Raw genomic sequence first — 21992 nt, forward strand, 5'->3', positions numbered from 1 at the left:
ATATCATGCAATTTGTTGCTAACCACGCCGCGCCATTGAAACCACCGCTCACCCGCCCCATCTAACCTCCATACTTCACTATGCAGGTGCCCCATGAGCGACCAGCAAGAATTCCCCGATATCGACCTCAACGACTACGCCGACCCCGAAAACGCACAAACGTCGTCGTCCAATACCGGCCTGGCCCTGCCCGGGCAGAACCTGCCGGACAAGGTCTATATCATCCCGATCCACAACCGGCCATTCTTCCCGGCGCAAGTGCTGCCGGTGATCGTCAATGAAGAACCCTGGGCCGAAACCCTGGAGCTGGTGAGCAAATCCGACCACCACTCCCTGGCCCTGTTCTTCATGGACACCCCGCCCGAAGACCCGCGGCATTTCGATACCTCCAGCCTGCCGCTGTACGGCACCCTGGTGAAGGTTCATCACGCCAGCCGTGAAAACGGCAAGCTGCAATTCGTCGCCCAGGGCCTGACCCGCGTACGCATCAAGACCTGGCTCAAGCATCACCGCCCACCGTACCTGGTGGAAGTCGAATACCCGCACCAGCCCAGCGAGCCGACCGACGAGGTCAAGGCCTATGGCATGGCGCTGATCAACGCGATCAAGGAACTGCTGCCGCTCAACCCGCTGTACAGCGAAGAACTGAAGAACTACCTCAATCGCTTCAGCCCCAACGACCCATCGCCCCTGACCGACTTCGCCGCCGCGCTGACCTCGGCCACCGGCAACGAGTTGCAGGAAGTGCTGGACTGCGTGCCGATGCTCAAGCGCATGGAAAAAGTCTTGCCGATGCTGCGCAAGGAGGTGGAAGTCGCGCGCCTGCAAAAGGAAATCTCCGCCGAGGTGAACCGCAAGATCGGCGAGCATCAGCGTGAGTTCTTCCTCAAGGAACAGCTCAAGGTGATCCAGCAGGAACTGGGACTGACCAAGGACGATCGCAGCGCCGATGTCGAGCAGTTCGAGCAACGCCTGGAAGGCAAGGTGCTGCCGGCCCAGGCCCAGAAACGCATCGATGAAGAACTGAACAAGCTGTCGATCCTGGAAACCGGCTCGCCGGAGTACGCGGTAACGCGCAATTACCTGGACTGGGCCACCTCGGTGCCGTGGGGTGTGTATGGCGAGGATAAACTCGACCTCAAACACGCACGCAAAGTCCTGGATAAACACCATGCGGGCCTGGATGACATCAAGAGCCGCATCCTCGAATTCCTTGCCGTGGGCGCCTACAAAGGCGAGGTCGCCGGTTCCATCGTGCTGCTGGTGGGCCCGCCGGGCGTGGGCAAGACCAGTGTCGGCAAATCCATTGCCGAGTCCCTGGGCCGGCCGTTCTACCGTTTCAGCGTCGGCGGCATGCGTGACGAGGCCGAGATCAAGGGCCATCGCCGCACCTATATCGGCGCCCTGCCAGGCAAGCTGGTACAGGCGCTCAAAGATGTGGAAGTGATGAACCCGGTGATCATGCTCGATGAGATCGACAAGATGGGCCAGAGCTTCCAGGGCGACCCGGCCTCGGCCCTGCTGGAAACCCTCGACCCGGAACAGAACGTCGAATTCCTCGACCACTACCTGGACCTGCGCCTGGACCTGTCCAAAGTGCTGTTCGTGTGTACCGCCAATACCCTGGACTCGATCCCTGGCCCCCTGCTCGACCGTATGGAAGTGATTCGTCTCTCGGGCTACATCACCGAAGAAAAGGTCGCCATCGCCAAGCGCCACCTGTGGCCAAAACAGCTGGAAAAGGCCGGCGTGGCCAAGAACAGCCTGAGCATCAGCGACGGCGCCCTGCGCGCGCTGATCGATGGCTATGCCCGCGAAGCCGGGGTACGCCAACTGGAGAAACAACTGGGCAAGCTGGTGCGCAAGGCCGTGGTCAAGCTGCTGGACGAGCCGGACTCGGTGATCAAGATCGGCAACAAGGACCTGGAAAGCTCCCTGGGCATGCCAGTGTTTCGCAACGAGCAAGTGCTGTCGGGCACCGGGGTCATCACCGGCCTGGCCTGGACCAGCATGGGCGGCGCCACCTTGCCGATCGAGGCGACGCGCATCCACACGCTCAATCGCGGCTTCAAGCTTACCGGGCAGTTGGGTGAAGTGATGAAGGAGTCCGCCGAAATCGCTTATAGCTACATCAGCTCCAACCTGAAGTCGTTTGGCGGTGATCCGAAGTTCTTCGATGAGGCCTTCGTGCACCTGCACGTGCCGGAAGGCGCCACGCCCAAAGACGGCCCGAGTGCCGGGGTGACCATGGCCAGTGCGTTACTGTCGCTGGCACGCAACCAGCCGCCGAAAAAAGGCGTGGCCATGACCGGTGAACTGACCCTGACCGGGCATGTACTGCCCATTGGTGGCGTGCGTGAGAAGGTGATTGCGGCGCGGCGGCAGAAGATCCATGAGCTGATCCTGCCAGAGCCCAACCGTGGCAGCTTTGAAGAATTGCCGGAGTACCTCAAGGAAGGCATGACCGTGCACTTTGCCAAGCGGTTTGCGGATGTGGCTAAAGTGTTGTTCTGAGAAACCTCTAGCGTCTGTAAGGGCCTCATCGCGGGCAAGCCCGCTCCCACATTTTGATTGGTGAATACATTCAAGTGTGGGAGTGGGCTTGCCCGCGATGGCACCGGTACAAACAACATAAAACCCTGCTGTAACACCTTGTCTCATCTTCGGTTATGCTCGCCCTTCGTCGCCAATAAACGGAGCCTTCATGACCGCTGCCCGCCTGCTTCTTCCGCTAAGTCTCGCCCTGCTCGCGGCTTGCGCCAGTGCACCGAAGCAAAACGTCACCGTCGATCAACAGAGCGCCTGCCCGCTCAAACTCACGACCGGGCAAAGCCTGACCCTGACCTTGCCAAGCAACCCCACCACCGGTTACCGCTGGGCGATCCAGGATTCAGCCGGCGGCGTGCTGCGCAGCCTCGGCCCGGAGGTCTACAGCAACCCCGAGGACGCCGGCGTGGTCGGGGCCGCCGGGCAATCCACCTGGCGCTTCCAGGCCTTTGCCGCAGGCAGTGGCCGCCTGCGCCTGACCTCCCAACAACCCTGGGCCCCGGAAGTGAACCCGGTGGACACCTTTGACTGCGCCATTACGGTGAACTGATATGCCATGGATGATTCTTGCGTTGATGGGTGCTGGCACTTTTATCTACGGCCTGAGCACGCACTCCACCTTGCTCTGCCTGTTGGTCAAGCCGCTGCCGGTGCTGGCACTCTTGGGCTGGCTGCATGATGCGCCGCCCAGCGACTATCGACGCTGGATCAGCCTGGGGTTGATTTTCTCCGTAGTGGGCGATGTGTTGCTGGCCTGGCCCGGCGACCTGTTTATCTTCGGCCTGGGCGCGTTTCTGTTCGCGCACCTGGCGTACCTCAAGGCCTATTTCAGCGACTGTCGCCGCGCAGCCCTGCCGGCCTTGATCCTGGCGCTGGTGGTGGGCGCGATCTTGCTGAGTATCTTGATCTCCCATGGCCTGGGCGACTTGCTGATCCCGGTGGTGGTGTACGCACTGGTCATCAGCGCCATGCTCTGGCGTGCGTTGGCCCGACTGGGCAGCGATGTGCCCAAACGCTCGGCACAGCTGGCGGCAGCCGGGGCGGCGTCGTTTGTGTTTTCCGACACTCTGATCGGGATCAATCGCTTTGTAGTGACCTTTGATGCCGCACCGTATCTGTTGATCATCACGTACTGGTTGGGCCAGTGGGGTATCGCGGCATCAGCGTTCCATCAGACAACCCGCGCATCCACGGACCAAGTTGGCTAAAATGCCGGCCTTTTCCCCTTGTCGCCGGAACAGTCGTGAGCAAAGAACCCGATCGCCTATTCGCCCAGCCCTTGCCCCAGGTGCCGGACTTCGCCTTTAACGAGGACGTGGTGCGGGTATTCCCGGACATGATCAAGCGCTCGGTGCCCGGTTACCCGACCATTGTCGAGAACCTCGGCGTACTGGCGGCGCAGTTTGCCCAGCCGGGCAGCGTGCTCTATGACCTGGGCGCATCCCTGGGCGCTGTAACCCAGGCCTTGCGCCGCCATGTGCGCACGGACGGTTGCCGGGTGATTGCAGTGGATAACTCGGCGGCAATGGTCGAGCGCTGCCGCGAATACCTCAACGGCCAGGACTCGATGTTCCAGGAGCTGTTGCCGGTGGAAGTGATCGAAGGCGATATCCTCGCCCTGCAGTTCCAGCCGGCGTCGGTGGTGGCACTGAATTTCACCCTGCAGTTTATTGCCCCCGACGAGCGCCTGGCGCTGCTCGGACGGATTCGCCAGGCACTGCTGCCCGGTGGAGCGCTGATTCTCTCGGAAAAACTGCGTTTCAATGACCCAGAAGAACATGCGCTGCTCACCGACCTGCATGTGGCGTTCAAGCGCGCCAATGGCTACAGCGAACTGGAAATCGCCCAGAAGCGCAGCGCCATCGAACATGTCATGAAGCCCGACAGCCTCGAAGAACACCGCGAGCGCCTGTTGGCCGCCGGGTTCTCGAAAGTCGTGCCGTGGTTCCAGTGTCTTAACTTTGCCTCGTTGATTGCCTTGCCATGATTGATCTGTCGCCCCTCGCCCGCCATCTGGTCGGCACTCCCCTGGCCGTATGGGCCCAGGGCCTGCAAGCACAACTCGATGCAAAAATGGAAAAAGGCCATGGCGACCTGGCGCGCTGGCAAAGTGCGCTGGACGCCCTGCCCAAGATTCTGCCAAGCGAAGTCGACCTGCTGAACGACCTGACCCTCGACACCGATTGCGATGACGCAACCCGCACGCAGATGCATGCCGCGTTGATGGGCCTGAGCCCGTGGCGCAAAGGCCCGTTCAAGCTGTTCGGGGTACATGTGGACACCGAATGGCGCTCGGACTGGAAATGGTCGCGGGTCGCGCCGCACCTGGACCTTGCGGGCAAACGCATCCTCGATGTGGGCTGTGGCAACGGCTATTACATGTGGCGCATGCTTGGCGCCGGCGCCGACAGTGTGATTGGCGTCGACCCCAACTGGCTGTTTTTCTGCCAGTTCCAGGCGGTGCAGCGCTACCTGTCGGCACCTAACGCCTGGCACCTGCCGTTCCCGTTTGAAGATTTGCCGCCGAACATGGAAGGTTTCGACACCGTGTTCTCCATGGGCGTGTTCTACCACCGCCGCTCGCCTATCGAGCATTTGCTGGCGCTCAAGGACTGCCTGGTCAAGGGCGGCGAACTGGTGCTGGAGACGTTGGTGATCGAGGGCGATCAACAACAGGTGCTGGTCCCCGAGGACCGCTACGCGCAGATGCGCAATGTGTGGTTCCTGCCATCGGTGCCAGCGCTGATGCTGTGGCTGCGCCGTGCTGGCTTCAGCGATGTGCGTTGCGTGGATGTAAGCGTGACCACGGTCGAGGAACAGCGTGGCACGGAGTGGATGAAGTATCAGTCCCTGAGCGACTTCCTCGCCCCTGAGGATCACAGCAAGACGATTGAAGGGCTGCCGGCGCCGATGCGGGCGGTGATCATCGCCAAGAAATAACCCATGTCCTGTAGGGGCCGGCTTGCCGGCGATAGCGGTGATTCAGGCCGCCATCGCCGGCAAGCCGGCTCCTACATTGATTGGTTTTTTACATTGAGATCAGGCGCTGGGCTTGGCCCTTCTGGCCTTGAAGAACTCACTCAGCACCGCCCCGCACTCCTCGGCCAGCACCCCGCCTTCGTACACCACCCGATGGTTCAAGAAGCCCTGGGTAAAGAACTGCCCCTGGCTTTGCGCAACCCCCGCCTTGGGCTCCAACGCGCCGTACACCACCCGGGCAATGCGTGAATGCACGATCAGCCCGGCGCACATGCTGCACGGTTCCAGGGTCACATACAGCGTGCTGCCCGGCAGTCGATAGTTGCTGACAGCCCGGGCCGCCGCGCGGATGGCGACCATCTCGGCATGGGCGCTCGGATCGCTGCCGCTGATCGGGCAATTGAAGCCGCGACCGATGATTTCGCCACCCTGCACCAGCACCGCGCCCACCGGTACTTCACCCAGTGCTGCACCTTGGGCGGCGAGGGCCAGGGCTTCGCGCATGAAGTCCTGGTCACGGCTGCGGTCTATAATCGCCGTCGGGCGAATCTGGCGCATCACGCCACCTCGATGGCGGCCATCAGGCCGGTTTCCATATGGTCGATCACATGGCAATGGAACATCCACACCCCAGGGTTATCCGCCACCAACGCCACACGGGCCCGCTCGTTCTTGCCCAGCAGGTAGGTATCGGTGAAGTACGGCGTGACCTTGTGGCGATTCGAGGCGATGACCTTGAAGCTCATGCCATGCAAGTGGATCGGGTGCTGGTACTGAGTCATGTTCTTGAGTTCAAAAATGTAGCTCTTGCCCAATTGGAGCTTGGCAATCGGGCGGTCGGCGCAGGTCTTGTCGGTGATGTCCCAGGCCTGGCCGTTGATCTGCCACAGGCTCGGCGGCTTGCCGTTTTCGACGTTGACCGAAACCGAGCCGACCCATTCGAAATTGAAGTTGAGTTTCTCGGCAGTGGCCAGGTCCGGCTCGGCAATCGGGTTGGCCGGCAAGGCAGGCGGCCACTCGCCAGGGGCATCGGCGTTGGCCACCGAGCGGAAAGTACCCAGGCGCACCGGGCCGTTGCGAATCGACAGTTCTTCACCGGCCGGCGGGGCCTTGATCGCCAGGCAGATGCGCATGCCCGGGCCCAGCCAGTATTCCTTGCCCAGGGGCCGTGGCTCGATGGGGTTGCCGTCCAGCGCATAGATCTGAGCGTCGACGTTGGGGATATTCAGGCGATAGGTCAGGGTGTTATCGAGGTTGAGCAGGCGTACGCGGGTGATTTGCCCGGCGGGCAGGTCAATCACCGCCTGGGGCACGCCGTTGATGGTCGACAGGCGCCCGGCCGTACCGCCACGGGCGGCTTCGCGGGGGATGCTGAACTCGACAAATTCACCCTGTTCGTCGATATGCCAGTTTTTCAGGCTCAGGGTGCGCTCATGCTTGAAGCCAGTGGGCTCGCGCTCCTCGACAATCAATGGGCCGACCAGGCCACGGCCCAGCTCTTCGCTGCTGCTGACATGGGGGTGATACCAGTAGCTGCCGGCATCGGGCACGCGGAATTGGTAGTCGAAGTACTCGCCGGGCAATACCGGCAGTTGCGAGACATAAGGCACGCCGTCCATTTCCAGGGGCAGGCGGATGCCGTGCCAGTGGATGGTGGTGGCGACCGGCAGGTGGTTGATAAAGCGCACCCGCAGCCATTCGCCCTGACGCACGCGCAACTCGGTGCCCGGCGCCGAGGGACCGAACGCCCAGGCCTGGGTGGTGTGCCCCGGCACCAGTTCCACGTCCAGGGGCGCAGCGATCAACTCGTAATCGCGCCCGGCGCTGGCGTCCGCGACTTTCCCCAGCCAGTAGCGGTAGGCACCACCGGCACCGACGCCCACCACTGCCAGGCCGGCGAGGCCACCAAGGATTTGTCGACGGGAAAAGGATCGGGACACAACAACCTCACGTATCTGCGCGGGCGCAGGGCCCGCAAAGGGCAAATACGATACACCCCCGCAGGCTAAACAGTAAGGCTTCGCATTGCCGCATGTGGGAGCGGGCTTGCTCGCGAAAGCGGTGGGCCAGTCAATATCTCCGCTGACCGACACGCCGTCTTCGCGGGCAAGCCCGCTCCCACAGGGGGATTGCGGTGTGGCTTCAGGCCTTTGCAGCAGCCAGGATCAGCGCTTTCATCTCGGCCACAGCACCTTTGAAACCGACGAACAACGCATGGGCCACCAGCGCGTGGCCGATGTTCAGTTCGTTGATGCCTTTGATCGCAGCCACCGCTTCAACGTTGTGGTAGTGCAGGCCGTGGCCGGCATTGACGATCAAGCCTTCCTTGAGGCCACAGGCCACGCTGTCGATGATGCGTTGCAGTTCGTCGGCAACTTCGGCCGGGGTGGTGGCATCGGCATAGCGTCCGGTATGCAGTTCAATGGCCGGTGCGCCCACGCGGCGCGAGGCTTCAATCTGCCGCTCGTCGGCATCGATAAACAGCGAGACTTCGCTACCGATCTGCGACAGGCGCTCGACCGCCGCTTTGATCCGCGCTTCCTGGCCAGCCACATCCAGGCCACCTTCGGTGGTCAGTTCCTGGCGGGTTTCCGGGACCAGGCAGATATGCGCCGGGCGGATGCGCTCGGCGAAGGCCATCATTTCTTCGGTGATGCCCATCTCGAAGTTCATGCGGGTCTGCAGCACGTCCTTGAGCACCAGCACGTCGCGTTCCTGGATGTGCCGGCGGTCTTCGCGCAGGTGCACGGTGATACCGTCGGCGCCGGCTTCTTCGGCATCCAGTGCGGCCTTGACCGGATCAGGGTAGCGGGTGCCCCGGGCCTGGCGCAGGGTGGCGACGTGGTCGATGTTGACACCAAGAAGAATGCGATTGCTGGTGGTCACGGAAGCGCTCCTGAAAAGGGAAAGAATCGGCGCACAGCATACACGGGGATGTCAGGGCTTTCGAAACAACTCGCGACTGACCAGTGGCCGGCCGCCCAGATGCACGGCCAACGCCTGACGCATCAGGCGCTTGGCAGCAGACAGGGCGCCGGGGGCGCTCCAGTCGGCCTCGGCCATGGCCAGCAACTCGGCCCCCTGGAACAGGCCGGGCTGCAGCAGGTAGACACGCTCAAGGCCAGCATCCACTTGCAGACGATACATGCCGTCACTGGCGATGGGCTCGCCGTGCAGGTCATTGTTCAATTCAAAGCCGTAGCCCAGATCGTCGAGCAGGCGCCATTCAAAGGCTCGCAGCAGCGGCTCCAGGGGGCGGCCTTCAGCCAGGGCCAGCAAGGTGGCCGCGTAGTGATCGAAGACCCCAGGGTGTGGGTCTTCAGCGGGCAGCAGGCGGATCAGCAGTTCATTGAGGTACAGGCCGCTGAACAGCGCCTCGCCATTGAGCCAGGCAGAGGTGCCGACGCTTTCCAGGCGGCCGACATTTTTCAACTCGCCCTTGCCGCGAAACTCCACGTCCAGAGCCACGAATGGCCGCGCCTGCGTCCCCGCCTTGCCCCGCGCACTGCGCAATACCGCGCGCAGGCGGCCTTGGGGCGTGAGGAAGTCCACCAGGGCGCTGGTCTCGCGGTAGGCGCGGCTGTGCAGGACGTAGGCGGGTTGGCTGGGAGGTGGGGATTGGGACATTGGGTTCTCGCTGACGAAACACGGTCTTGAAAACTACGACGATCCAATGTGGGAGCGGGCTTGCTCACGAATGCAGTGGGCCAGCCAACGCATCCGGTGACTGACCCACTGCATTCGCGAGCAAGCCCGCTCCCACATTTTGTCCTGCGATGTGACTGGAAACTGCTTACAGGTCGCCGTAACCCAGGGAGCGCAGCGCACGCTCGTCATCGGACCAGCCACCCTTAACCTTCACCCACAGGTTAAGCATGATCTTGGAATCGAACAGCAATTCCATGTCCTTGCGCGCTTCGGTGCCGATGCGCTTGATGCGCTCGCCCTTGTCGCCAATGATGATTTTCTTCTGGCCGTCACGTTCGACGAGGATCAGCGCATGGATATGCAGGGTCTTGCCCTGCTGCTTGAACTCTTCGATTTCCACGGTGATCTGGTACGGCAGCTCGGCGCCCATCTGGCGCATGATTTTCTCGCGTACCAGTTCGGCGGCGAGGAAACGGCTGCTGCGGTCGGTGATCTGGTCTTCCGGGAAGAAGTGCTCGTTCTCCGGCAGGTAGCCGGCGATCACCCGCTCCAGGGCCTCAAGATTGTGCCCGTGCTGGGCCGAGATTGGCATGATCTGGGCGTTCGGCAGTTGTTCCTGCAACCAGCTCAGGTGCGGCATAAGCTCGGCTTTGTCTTCGATTCGGTCGGTCTTGTTCAAGGCGACGATCAACGGGCCGGTGACGTACTGCACGCGCTCCAGCACCATCTGGTCTTCATCGGTCCACTTGGTGCGATCGACTACGAAGATCACCACGTCGACGTCTTTCAACGCCGCCGAAGCGGTCTTGTTCATATAGCGGTTCAGGGCTTTCTCGCCACCTTTGTGCATACCTGGGGTGTCGACGTAGACCGCTTGCACATTGCCTTCGGTCTTGATGCCCAGCATGTTGTGGCGGGTGGTCTGCGGCTTGCGCGAGGTGATCGCCAGCTTCTGCCCCAGGATATGGTTGAGCAGCGTGGACTTGCCCACGTTCGGGCGGCCGACGATGGCAACATAGCCACAGCGTGTTGCGGTTGAATCAGTCATGGCCATTCTCCACGCCCAGGGCAATCAGTGCTGCAGCGGCCGCTACCTGTTCGGCAATACGACGGCTCACACCCTGACCTCGGCTTTTTTCGTTCAATAAGGTGACTTCGCATTCGACGAAGAACACACGGCAATGCGGCTCACCCTGGATATCCACCACTTCGTAGCGCGGCAGTTCGCAGCCGCGCGACTGCAAAAATTCCTGCAGCCGGGTCTTGGGATCCTTGTTGGTATCCACCAGGGTCAGGCTGTCGATTTCCGACGCCAGCCAGGCCATGACCCGCTCCTTGGCCACTTCCATTCCAGCATCGAGGTAGATCGCACCGATCAGGGCTTCCAGGGCATCGGCCAGGATCGACTCGCGGCGGAAACCGCCGCTTTTCAACTCGCCGGAACCCAGGCGCAGGTATTCGCCCAGGTCGAAGCCACGGGCCAATACGGCCAGGGTCTCACCTTTCACCAGGCGCGCGCGCAGGCGCGACAGCTGGCCTTCACGGGCCAGGGGGAAGCGGTTGAACAGGGCTTCGCCAGCGGCGAAGTTGAGGATGGCATCACCGAGGAACTCCAGGCGTTCGTTGTTGCGCCCGGCAAAACTGCGGTGTGTGAGGGCAAGGACCATCAATTCCTGATCCTTGAAGGTGTAGCCGAGCTGACGCTCAAGACGACTCAAAGAAACGCTCACGGTTTACCTACTTTCAGTACGTGGCGGCAAGGGCCATCGACGATTAACGCTGTGTTCAAATTCAAATCCTGGCAATGCTGCGTGTTGCTCGAGGCCGGACCAATGTCCAAGCCCCAGAAAAGCATTCGGCGCTGTGTTCACAGCGCCGCATGGATTACTTGATCAGCCCCACCCGCGAGAAGTTCGGCAGGTGGCTGAGTTTGGGTTCCGGCCAGCTCATCCAGACCGCGAAGGCCTTGCCGACGATATTCTGGTCGGGAACCATGCCCAGCAGTTCCTTGGGAATGCTTGGGTCATCCCAGTAGCGGCTGTCATTGGAGTTGTCGCGGTTGTCGCCCATCATGAAGTAGTGCCCGGCAGGCACTGTCCACTGGTTGTCGGGCAGCGAACGGTAGCGGCTCATTTCCTTACGGATCTGGTGCTCTACCGCCCCGAGTTTTTCCTGGTACAACTCGGCGCTGCCCAGGGTGTTCGGCTCGGAACCGATGAGTTTCTCGGCCACCGGCTCGCCATTGACGAACAGGCGCTTGTCGCTGGTGTAGCGAATCACGTCACCCGGCAGGCCGACCACACGCTTGATGTAGTTGACGTTCGGGTCGCTTGGGTAGCGGAACACCATCACATCGCCGCGCTGCGGGTCACCCACCTCGATGATTTTCTTGTCGATCACCGGCAAGCGGATCCCGTAGGAAAACTTGTTCACCAGGATGAAGTCACCCACATCCAGGGTTGGCTTCATCGAGCCCGAAGGAATCTGGAACGGCTCGACCAGAAACGAGCGCAGCACCAGCACGATGAACAACACCGGGAAGAACGACTTGCCGTATTCAACCAGCAAAGGTTCTTTGTTCAGCTTCTCGATCACCACGCCATCGGGCTGGCTGACGCTGCCCTGATAGGACGCGATGGCCGCCCGACGGCGCGGGGCGAAGAACAGCAGATCGAGCAGCGCCAAGAGACCACAGACGGCAACGGCGATGACCAGCAACAGCGGGAAATTTAGTGACATAGGACCTAACTATCCAACCTGAGCACCGCAAGGAAGGCTTCTTGTGGAATTTCCACGTTGCCCACTTGCTTCATGCGTTTTTTACCGGCCTTTTGCTTTTCAAGCAGCTTGCGCTTACGGCTTACGTCACCGCCGTAGCATTTGGCCAGTACGTTCTTTCTGAGTGCCTTGACGGAAGTCCGCGCAATGATCTGCCCGCCAATGGCGGCCTGGATCGCGACGTCGAACATCTGGCGCGGTATCAGTTCCTTCATCTTCTCGGTCAACTGGCGACCCTTGTAGTGCGCATTGTCCTTGTGGACGATGAGCGCCAGGGCATCAACCTTGTCACCGTTGATCAATACATCAAGCTTCACCAGATTGGCCGATTGGTAGCGGTCGAAATGGTAATCCAGCGAAGCATAGCCGCGACTGGTGGATTTGAGACGGTCAAAGAAGTCCAGGACCACTTCGTTCATCGGCAAATCGTAGGTCACTTGTACCTGGCTACCAAGGAACAGCATGTCGTGCTGTACGCCACGCTTTTCGATACACAGGGTAATAACGTTGCCCAGGTGTTCCTGCGGCACAAGAATATTGGCCCGCACGATCGGTTCACGCATGTCTTCGATGGACGACAGATCCGGCAGCTTGGACGGGTTGTCGACGTAAATCGTTTCACCGGTTTTCAGCGCCAGCTCAAAAATAACGGTTGGCGCGGTAGTGATCAGGTCCAGGTCGTACTCGCGCTCCAGGCGCTCCTGGATGATCTCCATGTGCAGCATGCCCAGGAACCCGCAGCGGAAGCCAAAGCCCAGGGCGTCGGAGCTTTCCGGGGTGTACTGCAACGAAGAGTCATTGAGGGTCAGCTTCTGCAGGGCTTCGCGAAAGTCCTCGAAGTCATCGGAGCTGACCGGGAACAGGCCGGCGTACACCTGCGGCTGGATGCGCTTGAAGCCTGGCAGCACGTCGACATCAGGCGTCGAGCTCAAGGTCAGGGTGTCACCGACCGGCGCACCGTGGATGTCCTTGATACCAGCAATGATGAAGCCCACTTCACCGGCCTTCAGGTCAACGGTGGCGGTGTGCTTGGGGTTGAATACACCGACGCTGTCCACCAGGTGGATCTTGCCGGTGGACTTGACCAGGATCTTGTCGCCCTTCTTCACCCGGCCATGGCGCACACGTACCAGGGACACAACGCCCAGGTAGTTGTCGAACCAGGAGTCGATGATCAACGCTTGCAGCGGATCTTCGATGTTGCCGGTAGGGGCGGGAATGGTCTTGACCAGGCGCTCGAGTACTTCGTCGACGCCCAGGCCGGTCTTGGCACTGCACTCGACGGCGTCGGTGGCATCAATACCGATGATTTTTTCGATTTCTTCCTTCACCCGGTCCGGATCGGCCTGCGGCAGGTCGATCTTGTTCAGCACCGGCATGACTTCCAGGCCCTGCTCGATGGCGGTGTAGCAGTTGGCCACGGACTGGGCTTCTACGCCCTGCCCCGCGTCCACTACCAGCAGCGCCCCTTCACAGGCCGCCAGGGAACGGCTGACTTCGTAGGTAAAGTCGACGTGGCCCGGGGTGTCAATGAAGTTCAACTGGTACTTGATACCGTCTTTGGCGGTGTAGTACAGGGTGACGCTGTGGGCCTTGATGGTGATCCCGCGCTCGCGTTCGAGGTCCATGGAGTCCAGGACCTGGGCTTCCATTTCACGCTCGGCAAGGCCGCCGCACATCTGGATGAATCGATCGGCCAGCGTCGACTTACCATGGTCAATGTGGGCGATGATGGAGAAATTGCGGATATGACTCAAATCACTCACGGATCAACACTCAAAAAGGCTGCAGGCAGATTGCCCGCTGAAAAATAGCCGGGAATTGTACCTGATGCTCAGGCCAGACGTCATCTTTGACGACCAATAACAAAAATGCCCCGTTCTTGCGAATGGGGCATTTTTTGCTCGACAGGCGCGGATCAACCGGCCCGGCGCAGCAGCCAGAACCCGGCCAGGGCACAGATACCGGTCGGCACCAGCACCGCAAACAGCGGCGAGAAGCCAAATACCAGGCTCGACGGCCCCAGCAAGTCCTGGGCAATGCGGAAGGTGAAACCTACCAACACCCCGGTAAACACGCGCTGGCCCAGGGTCACCGAGCGCAGCGGGCCGAAAATAAATGAAATTGCCATCAATACCAGGGCAGCGGTCACCAGGGGCTGCAATACCTTGACCCAAAATGCCAGCCAGTAGCGGCCATTGTTCAGGCCCTGCTCCTTGAGGTAGTGGATATAGCTCCACAAACCGGAGATCGGCAGGCTTTCCGGGATCATCACGACGGTATTGAGCAGTTCGGGCTTGAGCGCAATGTCCCAGGCCTGCGTCGGCTCATTGATCACCTCGGTGCTGGCCTCGGTGCCTTTGCCGGGATTGCGGAAATGGGTGGTGGTGACATCGCTCAACACCCACTGGTTGTCACTGAACTGCGCGCGCTTGGCAAAGCTCGACGAGAGCATGTGGCGCTCTTCATCAAAGCGATAACGGGTAACACCCACCAGCAAGCCACCGGGTTGCACCGCGTTGATGTGGATGAATTCATCGCCCTGACGGTGCCACAGGCCCCGTTTGGAACTCTGGGCGTCACCCGAGCCCTGGGCCAGCGCGCGGTTGGCCTGGGCCGTGGTTTCTGCCGGTGGCGCCACGTACTCGCCGATCAACACGCTGGCAGCCATCAAGAGCAACATGGGTTTCATCACGGCCCAGACGATGCGGGAAATGGAGACCCCCGCCGCGCGCATGATAGTCAGTTCGCTGTTGCTGGCCAGGCTGCCCAGGCCGATCAGGCAACCGATCAGCGCGGCCATTGGCATCATGTCGTAGAGCCGGCGCGGGGCGGTCAGCGCCACGTAGCTCAGCACGTCGGTGACCGTGTAGGTCTCGGTGACGTTGCCCACTTCATCAATGAAGGCAAACAACGACGCCAGGCCGAGGATGATGCCCAATACCGCCAGGATGGCGACCAGTACACTGCTACCGATGTAGCGATCCAGCTTACCCACGAGCCATCTCCTTCATGCCGCGACGGCTCTGCATTTTCAAACGAACCGGTTCCCAATACAGCAGGCCCAGGCCAATCATCAGGAAGACACCGTGGACCCACCACAGCCCCACGATCGGCGACACTTTGCCCTTCTCCAGGGCGCCACGGGCAGAAATCAGGATGGTCAGGTACGCCATGTACAGCAGGATCGCCGGCAGCAGCTTGAGGAAGCGGCCCTGGCGCGGGTTGACCCGGGACAGCGGCACAGCCATCAAGGTGACGATAAACACCAGCAGCGGCAGGGAGATACGCCATTGCAGTTCGGCGATCGAACGCAACTCCTTGCTGCCGATCAGGGCGCTCGTCGGGATAGCGTCGCGGTCGGTGACCTCATTGCTGACTTCCGGCCGGGCCAGCATGACGCCGTAGGTGTCGTACTTGATGGCGCGGTAGTCGGCCTGGCCGGGGCTGCCATCGTAGCGATAGCCGTTTTCCAGGATCAGGTAGCGACTGCCGTCCGGGCGTACTTCCTGGCGCCCGCTATCGGCCACCAAGACGGAAATGCCACGGTCTTTCTTGTCCTGGCCCAGGCGCTTCTCGGAAATGAACACACCGCCGAGGTTGCTACGGTCGTCGGACATGCGCTCGGTGTAGGTCACGCGGGTACCGTCGTTGAGTGCCTGAAAGCGCCCCGGCTCCAGGGTGTCGAATTCGGTCATCGCGTCCTGTTTGTTGAGCACCAGTTGGAACTGCATGAGGCCCTGGGGCGCCAGGCTCAGGCTCAGCCAGGCCACCACCAGCGCCACGCCGGTGGCCGGAACCATGGTCATGGCCAGAAGACGCTGCTGGCTCATGCCGGTGGCCGACAGCACAGTCATCTCGCTTTCGAGGTAGAGCCGGCCATAGGCCAGCAGGATCCCGAGAAACAGACCCAGGGGCAGGATCAGTTGCAGGAATCCTGGCATGCGAAAGCCCATGATCAGGAACAATGAACTTGGATCCAGGGCCCCCGAGGCGGCCTGGGCCAGGTATTTGACGAAACGACCACTCATGATGATGACCAGCAACACCGCACTCACGGCACTCAGGGTCAGCAGGACTTCGCGGGACAGATAACGGAAGACAATCAAACCAGACACTCCAGGGTTGTCAGGCTAAGGCGGCCAAACAAGCAAGCATATCAAGTCGCCCCGTTGACACGGGCCGGCGAAAAAGATGGCGCATTATCCTGTGATTGTCGGCGCCTGTCACGGAGCTTGCTCACACCGGTGCACAAAGCTGGCGTCAAGGGTTGTCAGGCTCAGGCGGCGCGGTACAAACTGCGGGCTTTGTCGCGCTCGCCCAGGCGAGCCCTGCCTACAGGCCGGAGTACAGACTCCAGGCTCCTTGACCTTATATAAGGGACCCGAACATGGAATTGGTTGTAAAAAGCGTTAGCCCCGAAACGTTGAAGACCGCCACCCTCGTGGTTGCCATTGGCGAAGGCCGCAAGCTCGGCGCGGCCGCCAGACAAGTCGACGAACTGAGCGGTGGCGCCATCAGCGCCGTGCTCAAGCGTGGCGACCTGGCCGGCAAGGTCGGGCAGAGCCTACTGCTGCAAAGCCTGCCTAACCTCAAGGCCGATCGCGTCCTGCTGGTTGGCGTGGGCAAGGAGGCCGAACTGGGTGACCGCCCGTTCCGCAAGATCATCAGCGCCATCCTCGGCACCCTCAAGGGCCTGGGCGGCAGCGATGCGGCACTGGCGCTGGACGATGTCGTGGTCAAGGGTCGCGACAGCTATGGCAAGACCCGCCTGCTGGCCGAAACCCTGCTCGATGGTGGCTACACCTTCGAGCAGTTCAAGAGCCAGAAAGCCGAACCCCGCGCCCTGAAGAAAATCACCCTGCTGACCATCAAGGCCGCCCAGGCCGAGGTTCAGCGCGCCGTCACCCACGCCCAGGCCATCGCCGCCGGCATGGCGTTCACTCGCGACTTGGGCAATATGCCACCTAACATCTGCCACCCAACCTACTTAGGCGAGCAGGCCAAGGCACTGGGCAAAGCGTTCAAGGGTCTGAAAGTCGAAGTTTTCGATGAAAAGAAGATCAAGGAACTGGGCATGGGCTCGTTCTATGCCGTGGGCCAGGGCAGCGACCAGCCGCCACGCCTGATCGTCATGCAATACAACGGCGGCAAGAAAACCGAGAAGCCGTTCGCCCTGGTCGGCAAAGGCATCACCTTCGACACCGGTGGCATCAGCCTCAAGCCCGGCGCCGGCATGGATGAAATGAAGTACGACATGGGCGGTGCCGCCAGTGTCTTCGGTACCCTGCGTGCCGTGCTGGAACTCAAGCTGCCGATCAACCTGGTGTGCATCCTGGCCTGCGCCGAGAATATGCCGAGCGGCGGCGCCTCCCGTCCGGGCGACATCGTCACCACCATGAGCGGCCAGACCGTGGAAATCCTCAACACCGACGCCGAAGGCCGCCTGGTGCTGTGCGATGCCCTGACCTATGCCGAGCGCTTCAAGCCGCAGGCGGTGATCGATATCGCCACCCTGACCGGCGCCTGCATCGTCGCCCTGGGTTCCCATACCTCGGGCCTGCTGGGCAACAGCGACGAGTTGGTCGAGCAATTGCTCAGCGCTGGCAAGGCTGCTGACGACCGCGCGTGGCAACTGCCGCTGTTCGATGAATACCAGGAGCAACTGGACAGCCCGTTCGCCGACATCGCCAACATTGGCGGGCCCAAGGCCGGCACCATCACCGCCGCCTGCTTCCTGTCGCGCTTTGCCAAGAACTTCAACTGGGCCCACCTGGATATCGCCGGTACCGCCTGGACCAGCGGCGGCAAGGACAAGGGCGCTACCGGTCGCCCGGTACCGCTGCTGACCCAATACCTGCTGGATCGCGCCAAGGCCTAAACGCCCTCTGTAGGAGCCGGATTGCCGGCTCCTACGGTTTTTTGCGTGCTTCTCTGGAAATGTAATGACCCAAGTCGACTTCTATATATTGCCCAGCGCCGCCCCGTCGGCTCGCCTGGACTTTGCCTGCAAACTCACGGAAAAGGCCTGGCGCATGGGCCATCGCATCTACCTGCATTGCAGCGATGCCGCCCAGCGTGAAGACCTCGATGCCCGCCTGTGGCACTTCAAGGGCGAGAGTTTTGTGCCCCACGGCCCTGCAGAGTCGGAGCCAGAGGGGCGGGTGGTACTGGGCTTGGGCGACAGTTGTGGGGATCACCATGACCTGTTGGTCAACCTGGACCTGAAAGTGCCAGCCTTCGCCAAGGGCTTTGCCCGCGTGGCAGAAGTGGTGGTGGAAGAACCGGCTATTCGTCAGGCCGCGCGGGAGAGTTTCCGTTTCTACCGCGAACAGGGCTATTCTCTGCAAGATCACCGATTACAGCGACTCTGAGCACATGATGGACACTTCCAATCCGCTAAAACCGTCTGACCACCTGCTGGACGACCTTGAGTCGATCCGCCAGTTGCTGGGTGATGACAACCTGCAACCGCCGCTGCTGACCGATACCGTCGCAGAAGAGGTTCAGATTCCCCTGCTGTTCGATATGGTCGGCGCCAAGCCTGCCGCCGCCGAGCCTGTCGAACCGCCCGTCGTCCAGGCAGAGCCCGCCGCCGAGAAAGCCCCCGACGCCCTGCTGCTGCACCTGGACAACGAACTGCGCGCCGCTGCACAGTTGATCATGCAGGACGTGATCGACGACTTTGCCCCGCATATCGAAACCGAGATCAAGCGCCGGATGGATGCGCGCATGGAGCGGTTGCTCAGCCAATACCAATCCTGATTCCAATCCCCTTGCAGGAGCTGGCTTGCCAGCGATAGCGGTGGATCAGTCAACGATATGCTGACTGACATACCGCTATCGCTGGCAAGCCAACTCCTACAGGGGGCGGCATTAACCTTAAGCCCGTCTTCGTCTCGCCCTCTCCCCTCTCCCCCGTTATACTTGTCGGCTTTCCTGAATAAATGCCAACTAGGGTCCCGCCGCGCATGGATAAGACCTACCAGCCGCACGCCATTGAAACTTCCTGGTACAACACCTGGGAATCCGAGAATTACTTCGCCCCCCAAGGCGCGGGTGATTCCTACACGATCATGATCCCGCCGCCGAACGTCACCGGCAGCCTGCACATGGGTCACGGCTTCAACAACGCGATCATGGACGCCCTGATCCGTTTCCGCCGCATGCAGGGGCGCAACACCCTGTGGCAGCCGGGCACCGACCACGCAGGTATCGCCACCCAGATGCTGGTGGAGCGCCAACTGGAAGCCACTGGCCAGAGCCGTCACGACCTGGGCCGCGAGAAATTCCTGGAAAAGATCTGGGAATGGAAGGATCAGTCCGGCGGCAATATCAGCCGTCAGATCCGTCGCCTCGGCTCGTCCGTAGACTGGAGCCGCGAGCGTTTCACCATGGACGACGGCCTGTCGGAAGCGGTGAAGGAAGCCTTCGTACGCCTGCATGAAGATGGCCTGATCTACCGCGGCAAGCGCCTGGTCAACTGGGACACCAAGCTGCACACGGCGATTTCCGACCTTGAAGTGGAAAACCACGACGAGAAAGGTTTCCTGTGGAACCTCAAGTACCCGCTGGCCGACGGCGCCAAGACCGCCGAGGGTAACGACTACCTGATCGTCGCCACCACCCGTCCGGAAACCATGCTCGGTGACGCCGCCGTGGCCGTTAACCCGAACGATGAGCGCTACCAGGCACTGATCGGCAAGTTCGTCGAACTGCCACTGGTCGGCCGACGTATCCCGATCATCGCCGATGATTACTGCGACCCTGAATTCGGCACTGGTTGCGTGAAAATCACCCCGGCCCACGATTTCAACGACTATGAAGTCGGCAAGCGCCACAACCTGCCGCTGCTGAACATCTTCGACAAGAATGCCGCCGTTCTGCCGGCCTGCCAGGTATTCAACCTCGACGGCACGCTGAACGACAGCATCGACGGCAAGATCCCGGCTGAATACGCCGGCCTCGACCGTTTTGAAGCCCGCAAGCAGATCGTTGCCGCGTTCGATGCCGCCGGCCTGTTGGTCAGTGTGGATGACCACGCCCTGAAAGTGCCGAAAGGCGACCGTTCGGGCACCGTGATCGAGCCGTGGCTGACCGACCAGTGGTATGTGTCCACCAAGCCATTGGCCGAGCCTGCGATTGCCGCCGTGGAAGATGGCCGCATCCAGTTCGTGCCCAAACAGTACGAAAACATGTACTTCTCGTGGATGCGTGACATCCAGGATTGGTGCATCAGCCGTCAACTGTGGTGGGGTCACCGCATTCCGGCCTGGTACGACGAGTCGGGCAAGGTCTATGTCGGCCGCGATGAAGCCGAAGTGCGTACCAAGAACAACCTGCCTGCAGACCTGGTGTTGAATCAGGACAACGACGTCCTCGACACTTGGTTCAGCGCCGGCCTGTGGACCTTCTCTACCTTGGGTTGGCCGGAAAAAACCGAGTTCCTCGAAAAATTCCACCCCACTGACGTACTGGTTACCGGCTTCGACATCATTTTCTTCTGGGTTGCCCGGATGATCATGCTCACCATGCATTTGGTGAAGAACGACGACGGCACCCCGCAGGTTCCGTTCAAAACCGTGTACGTGCACGGCCTGGTACGTGACGGCCAGGGCCAGAAGATGTCCAAGTCCAAAGGCAATGTCCTGGACCCGCTGGACATCATTGACGGCATCGAGCTCGAAGCGCTGGTACAGAAGCGCACCTCGGGCATGATGCAACCGAAAATGGCGAAGAAGATCGAGAAGCAGACCCGCGACGAGTTCGCCGACGGCATCGCCAGCTACGGCACCGACGCCCTGCGCTTCACCTTCTGCTCGCTGGCCTCCACTGGTCGCGACATCAAGTTCGACATGGGCCGCGTCGAAGGCTATCGCAACTTCTGCAACAAGATCTGGAACGCGGCACGCTATGTGCTGGACAAGGGTGAAGACTGCGGCCAGAACGGCGAAGCCTATGAACTGTCCCTGGCTGATCGCTGGATCATCTCGCAGTTGCAGCGCACCGAAGCCGAAGTGACCCGCCAACTTGACCAGTTCCGCTTTGACCTGGCCGCCCAGGCCTTGTACGAATTCATCTGGAACCAGTATTGCGACTGGTACCTGGAACTGTCCAAACCCGTGCTGTGGGACGAAAACGCGCCGATCGAGCGCCAGCGCGGCACCCGTCGCACCCTGGTGCGCGTGCTGGAAGTGGCGCTGCGCCTGGCGCACCCGTTCATGCCGTTCATCACCGAAGAAATCTGGCAGCGCCTGGCGCCACTGGCCGGTATCGAAGGCAAGACCATCATGCTGCAACCTTGGCCGGTGGCCAATGAAGCACGCATCGACGAGGCTGCCGAAAGCGATATCGAATGGCTCAAGGCCCTGATGCTCGGCACGCGCAATATCCGCGCCGAGATGAACATCGGCCCGGGCAAGCCTTTGGCGGTGTTTGTGAAGAACGCCAGTGCCGAGGACCTGCGCCGTCTGGCCGAGAACGACGCCCTGCTCAAGAAGCTGGCGAAGCTGGAGTCGATCACCGTCTTGGCCCCTGGCGCCGAAGCACCGCTGTCCGCTACCGCCCTGGTTGGCGAGATGGAAGTGCTGGTGCCGATGGCCGGCCTGATCGACAAAGGGGCCGAACTGGCGCGCCTGGATAAGGAAATCCTGCGTTTGCAGGGCGAAGTGCAGCGTGTGGGCGGCAAGCTGTCCAACGCCGCGTTCGTGGACAAGGCCCCGGCCGAAGTCATCGACAAGGAACGCGCCAAGCTGGCGGAAGCCGAACAGGCGTTGGGCAAGCTGGCAGAGCAACATGCGCGGATTTCCAGCCTGTAAGGGCCACCCCGCGTAAAAAAGAGACCTTCGGGTCTCTTTTTTTTGCTGTTGAAAACCCAATCAATGTGGGAGCGGGCTTGCTCGCGAATGCGGTATATCAGACACACACCCCATAACTGACACACTGCATTCGCGAGCAAGCCCGCTCCCACATTTAACCGAGATCAACATTCGGAATGTGTGACAATACCCACCACTTTTGAAGCAACCCCAGAATCGACG

Annotated in this window: 19 protein-coding genes; 9 read left to right on the forward strand and 10 right to left on the reverse strand. The window is 61.1% G+C overall.

Annotated elements, in window-relative coordinates; all coding sequences use genetic code 11:
• The first annotated feature begins 93 nt into the window (after positions 1 to 93).
• The 5 genes from lon (at position 94) to cmoB (ending at position 5487) form a co-directional block, all read left to right on the forward strand.
• Complete coding sequence (gene lon / locus HZ99_RS11370) at positions 94 to 2514, forward strand: endopeptidase La (protein ID WP_038443072.1); 2421 nt, start codon at positions 94 to 96, stop codon at positions 2512 to 2514.
• Positions 2515 to 2704: 190 nt separating this feature from the next.
• Positions 2705 to 3097 carry a protease inhibitor I42 family protein gene (locus HZ99_RS11375; RefSeq protein WP_038443074.1) on the forward strand — a complete coding sequence of 131 codons (393 nt, stop codon included), beginning with the start codon at positions 2705 to 2707 and terminating at the stop codon, positions 3095 to 3097.
• Between the two features lies 1 nt (position 3098).
• Positions 3099 to 3755, forward strand: a complete 657-nt coding sequence (locus tag HZ99_RS11380; RefSeq protein WP_038443076.1) for a lysoplasmalogenase — start codon at positions 3099 to 3101, stop codon at positions 3753 to 3755.
• Positions 3756 to 3790: 35 nt separating this feature from the next.
• A complete protein-coding gene (cmoA, locus tag HZ99_RS11385) occupies positions 3791 to 4534 on the forward strand; it encodes a carboxy-S-adenosyl-L-methionine synthase CmoA (RefSeq protein ID WP_038443078.1) in 744 nt (247 codons plus the stop codon).
• The gene (cmoB, locus tag HZ99_RS11390) at positions 4531 to 5487 is read left to right on the forward strand and encodes a tRNA 5-methoxyuridine(34)/uridine 5-oxyacetic acid(34) synthase CmoB (RefSeq protein WP_038443080.1); all 957 of its coding nucleotides are present in this window, start codon (positions 4531 to 4533) and stop codon (positions 5485 to 5487) included. The genes cmoA and cmoB overlap by 4 nt, the downstream gene beginning before the upstream one ends.
• A 99-nt stretch (positions 5488 to 5586) precedes the next feature.
• Here cmoB and tadA read toward each other — a convergent pair whose 3' ends face one another.
• From tadA to lptF, 10 genes are all read right to left on the reverse strand, one after another.
• A complete protein-coding gene (gene tadA, locus HZ99_RS11395) occupies positions 5587 to 6084 on the reverse strand; it encodes a tRNA adenosine(34) deaminase TadA (protein ID WP_038443082.1) in 498 nt (165 codons plus the stop codon).
• A complete protein-coding gene (locus HZ99_RS11400; protein ID WP_038443084.1) occupies positions 6084 to 7466 on the reverse strand; it encodes a multicopper oxidase family protein in 1383 nt (460 codons plus the stop codon). The genes tadA and HZ99_RS11400 overlap by 1 nt, the downstream gene beginning before the upstream one ends.
• 202 nt (positions 7467 to 7668) lie before the next feature.
• Positions 7669 to 8412, reverse strand: a complete 744-nt coding sequence (pdxJ, locus tag HZ99_RS11405; RefSeq protein ID WP_038443086.1) for a pyridoxine 5'-phosphate synthase — start codon at positions 8410 to 8412, stop codon at positions 7669 to 7671.
• 51 nt (positions 8413 to 8463) lie between these two features.
• A complete protein-coding gene (gene recO, locus HZ99_RS11410) occupies positions 8464 to 9153 on the reverse strand; it encodes a DNA repair protein RecO (protein WP_038443088.1) in 690 nt (229 codons plus the stop codon).
• A gap of 166 nt (positions 9154 to 9319) precedes the next feature.
• Complete coding sequence (gene era, locus HZ99_RS11415; RefSeq protein WP_029297473.1) at positions 9320 to 10222, reverse strand: GTPase Era; 903 nt, start codon at positions 10220 to 10222, stop codon at positions 9320 to 9322.
• Entirely contained in the window at positions 10215 to 10904 is a 690-nt protein-coding gene (gene rnc, locus HZ99_RS11420) for a ribonuclease III (protein WP_029297476.1), read from the reverse strand. The genes era and rnc overlap by 8 nt, the downstream gene beginning before the upstream one ends.
• Positions 10905 to 11058: 154 nt before the next feature.
• Positions 11059 to 11913 carry a signal peptidase I gene (gene lepB / locus HZ99_RS11425; protein ID WP_038443092.1) on the reverse strand — a complete coding sequence of 285 codons (855 nt, stop codon included), beginning with the start codon at positions 11911 to 11913 and terminating at the stop codon, positions 11059 to 11061.
• A gap of 5 nt (positions 11914 to 11918) precedes the next feature.
• Entirely contained in the window at positions 11919 to 13718 is a 1800-nt protein-coding gene (gene lepA / locus HZ99_RS11430; RefSeq protein WP_038443094.1) for a translation elongation factor 4, read from the reverse strand.
• Positions 13719 to 13870: 152 nt separating this feature from the next.
• Complete coding sequence (lptG, locus tag HZ99_RS11435; RefSeq protein ID WP_038443096.1) at positions 13871 to 14950, reverse strand: LPS export ABC transporter permease LptG; 1080 nt, start codon at positions 14948 to 14950, stop codon at positions 13871 to 13873.
• A complete protein-coding gene (gene lptF / locus HZ99_RS11440; RefSeq protein WP_038443098.1) occupies positions 14943 to 16061 on the reverse strand; it encodes an LPS export ABC transporter permease LptF in 1119 nt (372 codons plus the stop codon). Before lptF ends, lptG begins: the two co-directional genes overlap by 8 nt.
• 281 nt (positions 16062 to 16342) lie before the next feature.
• Here lptF and HZ99_RS11445 point away from each other — a divergent pair, with 281 nt between their 5' ends.
• The 4 genes from HZ99_RS11445 to HZ99_RS11460 all read left to right on the forward strand — a co-directional run bounded on the left by HZ99_RS11445 (position 16343) and on the right by HZ99_RS11460 (position 21770).
• Complete coding sequence (locus tag HZ99_RS11445) at positions 16343 to 17833, forward strand: leucyl aminopeptidase (protein WP_038443100.1); 1491 nt, start codon at positions 16343 to 16345, stop codon at positions 17831 to 17833.
• A gap of 64 nt (positions 17834 to 17897) precedes the next feature.
• On the forward strand, positions 17898 to 18326 hold the full coding sequence (locus HZ99_RS11450; RefSeq protein ID WP_038443102.1) for a DNA polymerase III subunit chi: 429 nt from the start codon (positions 17898 to 17900) through the stop codon (positions 18324 to 18326).
• A 7-nt stretch (positions 18327 to 18333) separates the two neighbouring features.
• Positions 18334 to 18717 carry a hypothetical protein gene (locus tag HZ99_RS11455; RefSeq protein ID WP_038443104.1) on the forward strand — a complete coding sequence of 128 codons (384 nt, stop codon included), beginning with the start codon at positions 18334 to 18336 and terminating at the stop codon, positions 18715 to 18717.
• A gap of 206 nt (positions 18718 to 18923) precedes the next feature.
• A complete protein-coding gene (locus tag HZ99_RS11460; RefSeq protein WP_038443106.1) occupies positions 18924 to 21770 on the forward strand; it encodes a valine--tRNA ligase in 2847 nt (948 codons plus the stop codon).
• Positions 21771 to 21992 lie beyond the last annotated feature (222 nt).

It is taken from the genome of Pseudomonas fluorescens (assembly GCF_000730425.1).
GTDB lineage: Bacteria > Pseudomonadota > Gammaproteobacteria > Pseudomonadales > Pseudomonadaceae > Aquipseudomonas > Aquipseudomonas fluorescens_X.